The sequence below is a fragment of the Candidatus Aquicultor secundus genome, assembly GCF_002791875.1.
Lineage (GTDB): Bacteria > Actinomycetota > Aquicultoria > Aquicultorales > Aquicultoraceae > Aquicultor_A > Aquicultor_A secundus.
Genome location: NZ_PFNG01000144.1, coordinates 1 through 12,196 on the forward strand (window position 1 = coordinate 1; position 12,196 = coordinate 12,196).

Here is a 12,196-nt window from a genome sequence, read left to right on the forward strand (position 1 = left end):
GGTCGTTATGATAAAATACGGCAAGTTCAAGGCGCTTTTCACCGGCGATGCCGGTGAGGATATCGAAAAACGTCTGGTGGACGAGGACTCTGATATCGATGCAGATGTCCTCAAAGTAGGCCATCACGGGAGCGCCGCCTCAAGCACCCGGGATTTCTTGCGCCACGCTTCTCCTGCGGTCTCGGTTATATCGGTAGGCGAAGGCAACAAATACGGCCATCCCTCGCGCTCTGCAATCCGCCGACTCGCAGCCGGCGGCTCAAAAATTTACCGCACAGACCGCAACGGTGATGTTACAATAATCACTGACGGCACGACCTACCGCGTCTTCGTTGAAAAAGGCAGCAAGTAGCGACTCCCTGTCATTCTGAGCGATAGCGAAGAATCTAGGGGGCACTCACAGTTGCTATATAGCAAGCCGTCTAAGCTTAGATATAGCACACAAAAGGAGACAGAATAATAGCCGGGCAAACAAAAAAGCCACCACAACCAAAACCGCTCAAATCCGTCTATCTAATACACGGGGACAAGAAGATGATAGACGAGGCGCTTGCGCGCCTGCGCAAGCGGATCTCGGCGCAGTTCGACCTGGATTTTAACTTCGACCAGTTTAGCGGCGCCGAAACGAACGCGGGCAAGATCATGCAGGCGGCGAACACCTTGCCATTCATGTCCGATAAGCGGCTTATCATCGTCAAAGACGTGGAAAAACTCTCCTCAGAGGACACCTCGCAGCTCGCCAAGTACATAGAGAACCCCTCGCCATCGACGTGCCTGGTGCTGGTTGCCGGCTCTATCAACAGGGCAAGCCGCCTATATAAAGCCGCTGAAAAATCCGGTGAGATCGCCGAGTATACGCTGAAGAAATTTAATAAAACCCCAAACGTCTGGATAAAAGAGCAGTTCAGCGAGAGGGGAAAGCTCGTCTCCGATGCCGTCGCACGGTATTTGCTCCGCGAGGTCGGTGTAGACCTTGAGCGGCTCAGCGTTGAGATCGAGAAAATCAGCCTTTACCACGAATCAGACCGCATCGTCGACCCGGAGGATATCGAACCCGTCGTTACTAAATCACACGAGACCTCTATCTTTGGCCTTGCCGACAGCATAGGGGACCGCAACATCCATAAAGCCATCGATAACCTGCATCATCTGCTCCAGCAAAAGGAATCGCCGCTCGGAATCCTAAACCTTATCGCAAGGCACTTCCGCCTATTGCTTCGCACCAAGGTATGGGTCGAGGCCGGCCATGATAATAAGTATGTGGTCGAGCACCTGACCGGGGAGGAAGGCAAGAAGCTGCCGTATTTCGTCGTAGCGAAGTACCGCGACCAAAGCTATAATTTCCCGACCGATGAGCTTAAAACCGCATTTAAACACCTACTTAAAGCCGATATCGCGCTTAAATCGAGCCCACAGCCGGCTGAGGTCATCCTCGAGGATTTGATCATCAGGTTGGCTGTATAGAGCTTCACCACAGTTCCTTTCGCTAAGCATCCCGTGGTTATATTCTGTGCCCCCTAAGCAAAGATAAATATCCGGTAGTCGTCCACATATTAGTCTGTAGAACAGCAATAAATAAACTCGCCACAAAAACATTCTGCTGGGATATACTAGGCATTTTGACCCAGTAAAAGGGCTTATTTGAATAACTTAAGCAAAAAAAGCGCTTAGAATGGTTGCCAACCACCCAATAACTGGTTATAATTACCAGTAATATAATGGTAGTTATGCAGCAATACTACGTAACTACGGGGAAAGCGATGATGATATACTATCATGTGGTCACTTAGGTATATCGGAGCAAGTAGTGAACCCGACCCTGAAGAAATAAAAGGGGCCGGGTTTTTCTTTTTTTCAACCATTGGTGGCCCAATAAGAATAGCAAGGCATGTGGCAACGTCTGTAAGTATCTCTACTAATACCTCTACTAATCTATCATCTACCGAGCTAACGAATTCAATAACCCATTTGCGAGGCTCGTTAAGCATGCGATATACATTTCAGAAATCATATTCACTTATACGCTGGAGGGAGGTGAAGGGGATGTTAAACAGACTATATTGTGCCCTAGGAGCCTGTCTAAATATTGCTATCAGCTTTAAACAGAAAAAAGTTTTCCATAAGGTTTGCGTCTTAAATTTTGATTACTGAATTCAATTCGCAAACCGATTGCATCTGCGGGCCCATGTCCCTGATTTTTATTACCTTTTGCTTCTCAACTCTTCCCCCAGCCGATTTGCGGTAGGTTGCCGTATCTAAATAGTTTCAAGATATTGCCCGTAGCGCAGATAAAATCCCATTCGGCAGCTACGTTATTAAGACCTCTTAAAAGAAATTGCCGAATGCCTCTGGCCTGTTTTTGTTGCCCAAAGACAGGTTCGTTCATTACCTTCCGGGCGCCGTAGATTTCTTTGCCCTTTTTGGTTTTGAGCTTTCGTCTCATCAGGAAAGCCTGTGTGGCATGGGCCGGTATTCGTCCTTTAGGGGATGGTTCGCCCAGCTCGGTATGTTTTTGTCTATTTGGCGGAATATAAGCGTCGATCTTTCGATTTTGGCAATATTTTAAATTGTCCTTTGAATAATATCCGGCATCGGCTACCAGCTTCTTTGGGTGCTCGCCCAAGTTTTCTTCAGCGATTCTCAACATATCCTCAAGTTCTGTGACATCGCAGGGCCTGTTGGTTAGTTTTGTAGCGACAATTATCTGCACTTCGCCTTTTCTCGGATCTCCGCATACGGCGGCCTGGCCGTTGTATGCATAATCAAAAGATTTATTTGGCATTTTCATAATCCGGGCGTCATAGTCGGTTAAACTTCTTTGTTCCTTGTCTTTTGGTGTGGCGCCCGTATTGTTCGTCTTTGCCTTTTCTTCTTCCTCTATCTTCTTTTTCAGCTCCCTTATCTTTTTTATCCGCTTTACCGGGTCGGCCAGCTCTTCGGGTAATTCATCGCCGCGTTTGTCTTCACCGTATAGCTCGTCTTCGGAAATATCGATATCGCCAGCTTCTTTTAAGATATCGTCTATTCTTCTCTTAAGGCGGCTTTCGACCTCATCCATCCTCCCGTAGGAGAGGGCTTTGTGCCGGGAGGCGTTGGCTTTCATTTTCGTTCCGTCTATGGCGATAACGCCAATCTTTACAAGCCCTGCTTCTTTAGCCAGCTTAAGCACTTGCAAAAATAGTTTTCTTAAGGCACTCAGGTGTTTTTTTCTAAAAAGAGCGATAGTGCGAAAATCCGGTCTATCTCCTGCTGCAAGGAATTTAAAAGCTATATCTTCGTCTATTTTGCGCATCAGTTGCCTTGATGAACATATTCCTGTCGAGTAGCCGTAGACAAGAATTTTAAGCATCATTGCCGGATGGAAGGGGGGTTTGCCTTCGGCAGTGTTTTTGTATGCTTTAATGAATTCGGACAAATCGAGATTATCGACAAGATCGCTTACAAAGTAGGCCAGGTGATTTTTTGGCAGCCACTCTCTTACATCTGGCGGCAATAAAAGCAACTGATCCGTAGAATGGTTACGAAACTTCTTTGAAAACACTTGGTACCTCCGAGCTATGACTGATTGCTATCCACCTATAGTGTAGCGCAAATTAAGCGCAATAGATAGTGCTAGCTGGGGATATGATAACTTTTGGCACTAGCTTTTTGCCTTGGATAGGGCTCTGGGCGGGGCCGGTAAGGGGTCTAGTATTTAGACAGGCTCCTAGCAGCTCGCATGGAGAGTGAGGAGGGGGCCACCGCAGTCGAGTATGGCATCATGGTGGCTCTAATTGCCGCAGTTATCATCGCGGCTGTAACATCTATTGGCACACAGCTTAACGTTGTGTTCAACGGAGTCGCAGCTGCGCTACACCTGTAGGGGCCGCTACTTAGATTAGCCCCGTATTTAATACGGGGCTAATCTAAAAAATGGGTTATGCAATTATGGTGAACGTATGTCAACAATCAGATTTAAGAGGTCTCTAACGAGTCTACATAACGAAAATGGGGCGAGCGCAGTGGAGTTTGCCATTGTTTTACCCTTACTTTTAACGCTAATTCTCGGGATTATGCAGTTCGGCTTAATATTTTTTAACTATATTTCAATAACTCATGCTGCACGGGAGGGCGCCCGGTGGGCTGCTTTAGAGCAACCCGATGCAGATGTTCGGGCTAAGGTAAAGAATTCGATTCCGGGCCTGAGCCTTGCTGATACCGATATTGATATAAGCCCTGCCGGTGATAGAAGTGGACTTATCGGTGAGCAGGTTGCGGTTACCGTACACTATAAAACACCGATCATAGCGCCTTTAATAGGCACTGCGATAGGTATAGCAGGGCCTGATATAACGCTCTCGAATATCGCAACTCAAAGGATTGAGTGATGGCAAGTATCTCTAGTTTAAATATACAAAATGAAAAAGGAGCAGTAGCGATAATCGTTGCGTTAATGATGACGGTATTCATCGGTTTCACCGCTTTAGCGGTCGACGTCGGATATCTTTACGAGATTCGGTGCCAGCTTCAATCCGCAGCTGATGCGGCTGCACTTGCGGGATGCCAAGAGATGATTATGCAAGCCAAAGATCCCAATGTAGTAAGTCTTTCCGAGGCAGTTGCGCGTGATTATGCAGTAAACAGAAATCTTGCGCAAACGGCCGACCCGATTATTATAGATACCGGCAACCAAAGCGTTACGGTAACGACAAGTCGCAAAGTCGATCTTTTTTTTGCAAAGATATTCGGAGTTCTCGATAAAACGGTGTCGGCAGTTGCGAAGGCGGAAGTTGCTTACCTTGTTGGCGTAAAGGATTTGGATCCAATGGGCGTTCCAAACCCTAAGCCAAAAGAGGTCTATGTCGAAGCAGTTGATCTAGCGATAGGGACAAGTGTTTATAAAGAAAAACTAGGTGGCGGTAGTTTTGTTAACGATATATTCGAATACTCCGGGATGATCCCGGCGTTACCTGACGGGAATTATCGGATTGATATTATAAGGGTTAATAACCAGGGTCTTGAAGAACCGCTTAACGGTGCATCGGCTCTCGTGGTTGGCTCAAATGGAGCTCTCGGCGAGGTAGCCGTTGATGAAAACTTTGTAAAGGCCGGTGTTTCGACGGCTATCACTATTACTGCCCATGTTTCCGGCAGTCCGAGCAAGGTTGAAGCGTGTTGGCCAAAACAGAACGGCAGCGGCAGTTACTCGGTTGCTTTGTCAAATCTAGGGAGCGGTATTTATAGAGCGACCACATCAGTTGATCTTCCGGCGTCTGATGCAGGATATCAGGCCTACCCAATCACAATAAAAATTGATGATACCACCGTGCTTCCAAACGGTGGGCCTGGTGCGTACATTGTCTCGAGGGATGCCAGTGAGGAAATTAACGATGTCGACCTTGGCGTTAACTATATTTCAACCAGTAATCCAGTTTCGGTAAATGTTAAAGTGCAAGGTTTTGAGTATGAGAAACTGTATACGCTTTTTCTTGATAACGGTACTTCTCCGGGAAATTATTACGGTCTTGATTTAGATTATGCTGAATTTGCTCCCGGCACAGGGTTGCCGGATTCACCGACAGGGGGCCAAGGAAATGGCTCTGGGGGCAATGCATTTAGTGACGCAGTTGCAGGGCTGCTTCATGCCGACCCCTGGGCTGCCACACATCCTATCCATTATTACAGGGTCGGGGATTATGTATGGACCAAAACAGGCGCAATGGTTGGTCCATTAGATCAGGGCGTAAATGCACGTATCGGTTCTGATACATGCACCTGGGATATGTGGAAAAGTAACACGACACCCCACGAGAGCAGGAATCAGTGTCCCCGACTTGCAACGATTCCCCTGGTGGAGGAAACAACGTATGAATCTATTAATGGTAGGTCGAAAGTAAGTATCGTTGGATTCGCGCAATTTTTTATCGAGAATCCAACTCACGGTGCTGCTCTACAAGGTAGGTTCATGGAGTATGTTAAGGGTGGAATTTATCAAAAAGAACCGCCGCCTGAGCCAAATATAAAGACAGTTCGCCTAGTTAAACCTGATGGCGAAAACTAGACTAAGTAGGAGGGTTTTAATTGAAACCAAGGTTAGTGATCATCATAGTCGCGGTTATACTTGGAGCGATTGTTGCCTTAGGAGTAAATAGCTATTTGAATAACATAAAGAAGCAGGCGGTGGAGGAGCAGAAAACGGTTCAAGTATGGGTGGCGAACCATGATATAGAAAAAGGAACGAGCATCGAAGATATCACCACCAACCGTCTTGCGCAACTCAAGGAAGTACCTCGGCGATATGTAGCCTCGCAGGCAATATCTTCGACGAGAAATATTGAAGGCCAGGTGCTAAGCGTGTCGATAAGCGCCGGTGAACAGTTGACGATCGGCAAATTCAAGCATCCGTCCGAGGCAGGCCTTTCGTTTACGGTACCTAAAGGGTATCTCGCAGTCTCGATCCCTTACGACAGCATACGGGGCATCGCTGGGATGGCGAAACCCGGCGATTTAGTAACGGTGTTTGCTTCATTCAATCCCGGCGCTGATGGCGACGACGTTACAAAAATACTCCTTCAGAAAGTTCAGGTTATCGCTGTTGGTGAGAGCGTCGGGGCCGAAAAGGAAACCCCGAACGCCCGAACGCCCGGTTCATCACAAGTGCAGAGTGGCAGCGATAACAGCAAAAAGACAATAACTCTTGCGCTAGTTCCGGCTGACGCAGAAAAGCTTGTATACGCACAGGAAAATGGCAAAGTATGGCTGGGTCTTCATGCACCAACTAATGCTGAGGCCGTAGCCACCAAAGGCGTAACTATCAAAACCATTTTTAAGTAGGTGATTTGTTTGATAATAGTGGTCGGTGAAGATTCGAAGTTTAGCAACCAGATAAAATCGCTTTTTAAGACCAGTGACCTGTCTATCGTAAATGTTAACGATATTTCTGGACTTGATGAAGCCATAGAGAAACATTCGCCTAATGCCATAGTGATGGACCCATCGATCATATCAGATATAGCGATAAGAAAAGCCGAGAGCCTATCGATCAGCAGTCCGGAAATATCAATTATTATGGCTGTTGAAGCGCTTGACCCAACCGTGCTTCGTGCTGTCATGCAGGCTGGAATAAAAGATGTTATCGAGTTTGGATCCCCTAATGAGCAGATTATTGCATCTATCTCTCGATCGGTGGATATTTCAAAGAGGTTCAAGGATTCCTTTAACTTAAAGACAGCGAGTTCAAATGAGCAGGTGCCGGTAGAGGGTAGGGTAATAACGTTTTTCAGCACTAAGGGTGGCGTGGGTAAATCAGTAATTTCTACTAACTGTGCCGTTGCCCTTGCTAAGCTGACGGATAAGAAGGTAGTTATAATTGATCTTGATCTCCAGTTCGGCGATATCGGTATCATGTATCAGATGACGCCCGAGCACACCATCTATGACATGATCCAGGTAATAGATCAACTTGATAAGGATATGCTACAGGGGTTTCTTGCGGTGCACTCATCAGGGGTAAGAGCATTACTTGCTCCTGTGCGTCCGCATGAATCCGATTCGATAACATCCGTTCACATTAAGAAGATTCTAGGCTTACTTAGGCAGTTCTTCGATTATATAATTATAGATACCCCCCCGATGTTTAACGATGTTACACTTACGGCACTTGATGAGAGTGATCTTATTTATTTGATCGCAACCATGGACATGCCAAGCATAAAAAATATTAAATTGGCAATCCAAACATTAAAGCAGCTTGGTTACCCACCGGAAATAGTCAAGTTTGTGCTGAATCGAGCAGACAGTAAAGTATTGCTTGAAGCTGACGAGGTTGAAAAAACGTTAGGCATAAAAGCAGATGCACGGATACCTAGCGACCGGATAATCCCACGAAGCGTTAACAAAGGGGTACCTGTCGTTATTGAGCAACCAAAATCCTCGGCCGCCAAGAGCTTAGTCGGCCTTTCGGAGAAGATTAAGAATACTAAGAAAAGGGATGGCCTTCAGCCAAGCGAGTCAAACCAGGTTATTCGTAGAATTATCAGGAGGTTATCTTAAATGTCACTAACCGATCGACTTGCTCAATCAGCCAATTCAAGTGTTGGGTCTGATACCGACGTTGTTCCCGCACGTGAAAACGAGCTTGACGAACTCAAGGTAAAGTATCATTACACTCTGGTAAACGAACTGGGTCCCGAACTAGATGACACTGGAACTGGTAGGGAAGCGCTAAAATCTCGTGTTGAGCAGATTTTGCGGAGCCTCCTAGCGATAGAGACAATGCCCCTATCGAGCCAGGATAAAGAGGGTATTATAAGGGACGTTATCGACAATATCCTAGGTTATGGGCCTATAGAGCAGTTTCTCAAAGACCAAGACATAACTGAGGTTATGGTCAATAATGCGGACAGTATTTATATTGAACGGGCTGGAAAGATTTATAAAACTGATCGAAAATTCCTCGATGAGGACCATCTACTGAGAATCATTGACAAGATTGTAAGTCAGGTGGGGCGGAGAATCGACGAGAGTTCTCCCATGGTTGATGCCCGCCTTCCTGATGGTTCTCGAGTTAATGCCGTCATTCATCCACTGGCGATAAACGGTCCCATGCTGACAATACGTAAGTTCTCAAAAGATCCATTTACTGTCGATGATTTAATCCGGTTCGAAACCATGAACTCGGAAGTCGCCAATCTGCTAAAGGCTTGCGTCGCAGGCCGGTTGAACATTCTTGTTTCCGGCGGAACCGGTACAGGAAAGACCACGATGCTTAATGTGCTCTCATCGTTTCTTCCTGGGGATGAGCGCATAGTGACAATTGAGGATTCGGCGGAATTGCAACTTCGCCAGGATCATGTGCTGAGGCTGGAATCCAGGCCGGCAAACATCGAAGGCAAGGGCGAGATAACAATCCGTGATCTTGTTAGAAATGCTCTTCGTATGAGGCCGGATCGTATAGTAATCGGTGAGGTCAGAGGGGGTGAAGCGCTCGACATGTTGCAGGCGATGAACACGGGTCATGACGGTTCGCTTTCAACAGTGCACGCCAACTCGCCGCGCGATGTTCTCTCCAGGGTCGAGACGATGGTGCTGATGAGCGGTTTCGACCTGCCGATGCGTGCTATTCGTGAATACATAAGCTCATCGCTTAACTTAATAGTTCACCTCGTGAGGCTACGCGATGGTTCACGGAGGATTACGCAAATTACCGAGGTCCAAGGCATGGAGGGGGACACCATTACCCTCCAGGATATCTTCCGCTTTGATTTCTCTATGGGGATCACCGAGGACGGACGATTTAAAGGCAGGCTAAAATCAACAGGTATCAGACCTACGTTTACACAAAGACTAATGGATTTCGGAATTCAGATACCGCTTGATACTTTCAAATTCGATCCGATGGCTCGCAGATAATATAAAAAAGGGAAAGATTATGGGAAAACGGACTATCATAACACTTCGCGCTATAGTCATAATACTGACATGCTGGCTGGCATTGGGTACACAGACCGCACGCTCTGACACCGTTTTAAATGATATCAATACCAAGAACTATCCGAACGTAAAACTACTATTGTCAGGCACAGCTTTCGATGAGGAAGAAAAGGCAGGGTCTGGTTATCAAGCGGTTAAGGTTAGCGAGAACGAGCAAGCTGTCAAGGGCCTTCGTGTAAGTCCTTTGATGATCAAACCTAAGCCAATAGCGGTGGTCTTGCTAATTGTGACTCTAGCGGTAGTATGAAGGGCAAGCCAATTGCAGATGCAAAAGCAGCGGCGGGCCACTTTGTGCGGTTGATGGGCAGCGATGATCAAATCTCCGTAATCGCTTTTAGCTCGAAACCCAACCTGGTTGCCGACTATAATTCCAACAAGAAAAGGGTTATTAACTCGATAAATGCAATCCAGGCATCCGGTGAGACCGCTGTTTACGATGCGCTATCACTTGCTGCTCGGCAGATCAAAACATCGGGTCTGAAACAAAATTATATAGTTTTACTTTCAGATGGTGGAGACACCGTCAGCAGGACTAAGCCCCTGATATGTATTGATCAGTTAAGAGCATTAAAAGTACCCGTGTATACTATTGCCCTGAAATCTCCTGAATTTGATATTGGAACCCTTGAGAATATATCAAGTCAATCAGGGGGAAAGTTGCTGCAGGCAATTAATTCAGATGAGCTAAACCCCTTTTATTCGCGTATCGCCGAACAGATTAAAAACAACATAGAGATCGAGTATCGAAGCCCTGGGTTTGATACCAAAGATATTGATCTAGATATTACCATAGGCCAAGGATCCAAATTATTACATATCAACGCTGCTTACCAAAACCCCACATTCTTAGATGGTGATAAGGCAGGGGATCCACCTGTTCGGATCAAACCAATCGTTGATAACTGGTTAGCCAGGTCAGGGATTATACTTGTTGCTTTCCTCACATCTTCGCTTTTTATCTATGGGGTAATTGCTGTGTTTACACGGCAGAGAAGCTTACTCAAACAGCAGATGGGCATGTATGAGCAGATTTGGAGTCAGGCGCAGAACGGTAATAAAAATGAGCCTTCTGACACAAATCCATATATTAGTAAGGCGTTGGGCGTGATCGGCTATCTTGCAGAGAAGCGGGGCTTTGTTGAGTTGGCTAGGGTGAAGCTTGAGCAGGCCGGACTTCCTTTAAGGCCTGTTGAATACATCTTCTTCCATGCCTTGATAGTTTTGGTTCCAAGCATTTTACTGCAAGTATTATTTAGCAAATTAGCGCTAACACTGCTGTTTATTATTTTACTCACTATCCTTCCGATGCTTTTCGTGCAAGTCTCAATAGACCGGAGAAAGAATCGCTTCAATGAAATGTTACCGGATACTATATCTATGCTTGCCGGCTCTCTCAGGGCTGGTTATAGCATGCTCCAAGCCATATCGCTTGCATCGGAAGAATCAAAACCCCCAATTTCGGATGAATTCAAAAGAGTACTGTCAGAGACGAGGTTGGGCCTTTCGATAGAGGTGGCGCTTAATAAAATGGCAGCACGCGTAGAAAGCGATGATTTTCATTGGATGGTGTTGGCTATTAACATCCAGCGCGAAGTTGGCGGCAATCTCGCGGAAATTCTGGATATAGTGGCCAAAACAATAAGGGAGCGCGAGACATTAAAGCGCCAAATAAAGACGCTTACAGCTGAAGGCAGGCTGTCATCGTACATATTAATTGCGTTACCCTTCGCTATCACGGCTATATTACTGGTGATTAACCCAGGATATATGAGCCTGCTTTTCACGAATGTGCTCGGTTGGATCATGGCTGGCGTTGCCGGCATTCTTATGATCATAGGGATAATTTGGATGAGAAAAATCGTTTCAATTGAGGTGTAGGTGTTTTTATGACAAGTTTTATCTTGGTACTCTTGGTATTCGCTGCAGTTGCTTTTTTTATTTATGCGCTTCTCTCTACAGTGTTTTCAGATGAAGTTGTAGTTAAGAAAAGCCTTAAGAAACTTGATGCATATGAGGTTCAAGATTTATATACAGCCGAACCAATGGCAAAGTCATTTTTTGAGCGCATTATAATGCCTTTTTACGGGCGGTTATCAAAAGTAGTCAAGCGCATGAGCCCGAAAGGAATAGAGGAGCAGATAAAGATAAAGCTCATCAAGGCAGGGAATCCGGATAATATGGACGTAGATAGGTTCCTATCGCTTAAAGCTCTTTTAGTTATTGTTGTAGCCGTGCTAATTGTGCTACTGCTAGCTATTAAGGGAATCAGCCCCTTGCTCGTAGTGCTGGGTGTGATAATCGTAGCTTGTTCATATTTCATACCTGATCTATGGCTAGGGAATTTAGTTGAAAACAGGCAGAAAAAAATACGCCTCGCTTTGCCGGATACGCTGGATTTATTAACAATCAGCGTCGAAGCCGGGCTCAGCTTTGACGTAGCGCTGGCAAAGGTGATCAAGAGTCATCCCGGACCGCTTGCCGAGGAGTTCTCACGGATGCTTCATGAGGTACAAATCGGCGTATCAAGAAAAGACGCTCTTAGAAGTATGGCAGCGCGTGTGGATGTTGACGAACTCAACAACTTTATTACATCGATTGTCCAGGCGGAAACTTTTGGCGTGAGCGTTGGAAGTATCTTGCGAGTTCAAGCATCAGAGATGAGGCTTAAGAGAAGACAGAGAGCCGAGGAGATCGCTCAGAAGGCGCCGGTAAAGATGGTTTTTCC

General features: G+C 46.1%; 12 protein-coding genes and 1 riboswitch. Of the genes, 11 read left to right on the forward strand and 1 reads right to left on the reverse strand.

Annotated elements, in window-relative coordinates:
- Together COY37_RS05880 and holA are read left to right on the forward strand one after the other, a co-directional pair.
- Nucleotides 1-352 (forward strand): ComEC/Rec2 family competence protein (locus COY37_RS05880; protein ID WP_286976712.1); only part of this gene is annotated, 352 nt, incomplete at its 5' end.
- Between the two features lie 164 nt (nucleotides 353-516).
- On the forward strand, nucleotides 517-1,464 hold the full coding sequence (holA, locus tag COY37_RS05885) for a DNA polymerase III subunit delta (protein ID WP_353683003.1): 948 nt from the start codon (nucleotides 517-519) through the stop codon (nucleotides 1,462-1,464).
- 279 nt (nucleotides 1,465-1,743) lie between these two features.
- Nucleotides 1,744-1,828, forward strand: a riboswitch (cyclic di-GMP riboswitch).
- Nucleotides 1,829-2,215: 387 nt separating this feature from the next.
- On the opposite strand, the gene COY37_RS05890 is transcribed toward holA, so the two are convergent.
- Nucleotides 2,216-3,541, reverse strand: a complete 1,326-nt coding sequence (locus COY37_RS05890) for an IS1182 family transposase (protein ID WP_286976715.1) — start codon at nucleotides 3,539-3,541, stop codon at nucleotides 2,216-2,218.
- Nucleotides 3,542-3,718: 177 nt separating this feature from the next.
- Between COY37_RS05890 and COY37_RS11850 the strand changes: the two genes are divergently transcribed.
- The 9 genes from COY37_RS11850 to COY37_RS05930 form a co-directional block, all read left to right on the forward strand.
- Nucleotides 3,719-3,862, forward strand: a complete 144-nt coding sequence (locus tag COY37_RS11850) for a Flp family type IVb pilin (protein ID WP_353682455.1) — start codon at nucleotides 3,719-3,721, stop codon at nucleotides 3,860-3,862.
- 76 nt (nucleotides 3,863-3,938) lie between these two features.
- The gene (locus COY37_RS05895) at nucleotides 3,939-4,367 is read left to right on the forward strand and encodes a TadE/TadG family type IV pilus assembly protein (RefSeq protein WP_286678733.1); all 429 of its coding nucleotides are present in this window, start codon (nucleotides 3,939-3,941) and stop codon (nucleotides 4,365-4,367) included.
- The gene (locus tag COY37_RS05900; RefSeq protein WP_286678734.1) at nucleotides 4,367-6,040 is read left to right on the forward strand and encodes a pilus assembly protein TadG-related protein; all 1,674 of its coding nucleotides are present in this window, start codon (nucleotides 4,367-4,369) and stop codon (nucleotides 6,038-6,040) included. The genes COY37_RS05895 and COY37_RS05900 overlap by 1 nt, the downstream gene beginning before the upstream one ends.
- A 20-nt stretch (nucleotides 6,041-6,060) precedes the next feature.
- Nucleotides 6,061-6,813 carry a Flp pilus assembly protein CpaB gene (gene cpaB, locus COY37_RS05905; protein ID WP_286678735.1) on the forward strand — a complete coding sequence of 251 codons (753 nt, stop codon included), beginning with the start codon at nucleotides 6,061-6,063 and terminating at the stop codon, nucleotides 6,811-6,813.
- An 18-nt stretch (nucleotides 6,814-6,831) separates the two neighbouring features.
- Nucleotides 6,832-8,031: a CpaE/TadZ family protein gene (locus tag COY37_RS05910; RefSeq protein WP_286678741.1), complete on the forward strand. Its 1,200-nt coding sequence runs from the start codon at nucleotides 6,832-6,834 to the stop codon at nucleotides 8,029-8,031.
- Entirely contained in the window at nucleotides 8,032-9,390 is a 1,359-nt protein-coding gene (locus COY37_RS05915) for a TadA family conjugal transfer-associated ATPase (RefSeq protein ID WP_286678736.1), read from the forward strand.
- A 19-nt stretch (nucleotides 9,391-9,409) separates the two neighbouring features.
- Nucleotides 9,410-9,718, forward strand: a complete 309-nt coding sequence (locus COY37_RS05920) for a hypothetical protein (protein ID WP_286678737.1) — start codon at nucleotides 9,410-9,412, stop codon at nucleotides 9,716-9,718.
- Entirely contained in the window at nucleotides 9,715-11,349 is a 1,635-nt protein-coding gene (locus COY37_RS05925; RefSeq protein ID WP_286678738.1) for a type II secretion system F family protein, read from the forward strand. The genes COY37_RS05920 and COY37_RS05925 overlap by 4 nt, the downstream gene beginning before the upstream one ends.
- A gap of 8 nt (nucleotides 11,350-11,357) precedes the next feature.
- On the forward strand, nucleotides 11,358-12,196 hold an 839-nt coding region (locus COY37_RS05930; protein ID WP_286976719.1), incomplete at its 3' end, for a type II secretion system F family protein.

Bases quoted from the DNA above. Each gene is read 5' to 3' on its own strand.
- COY37_RS11850 (WP_353682455.1), top strand. From the start codon at position 3,719: ATGGAGAGTGAGGAGGGGGCCACCGCAGTCGAGTATGGCATCATGGTG.
- COY37_RS05925 (WP_286678738.1), top strand. From the start codon at position 9,715: ATGAAGGGCAAGCCAATTGCAGATGCAAAAGCAGCGGCGGGCCACTTT.
- COY37_RS05900 (WP_286678734.1), top strand. From the start codon at position 4,367: ATGGCAAGTATCTCTAGTTTAAATATACAAAATGAAAAAGGAGCAGTA.
- COY37_RS05915 (WP_286678736.1), top strand. From the start codon at position 8,032: ATGTCACTAACCGATCGACTTGCTCAATCAGCCAATTCAAGTGTTGGG.
- COY37_RS05895 (WP_286678733.1), top strand. From the start codon at position 3,939: ATGTCAACAATCAGATTTAAGAGGTCTCTAACGAGTCTACATAACGAA.
- COY37_RS05920 (WP_286678737.1), top strand. From the start codon at position 9,410: ATGGGAAAACGGACTATCATAACACTTCGCGCTATAGTCATAATACTG.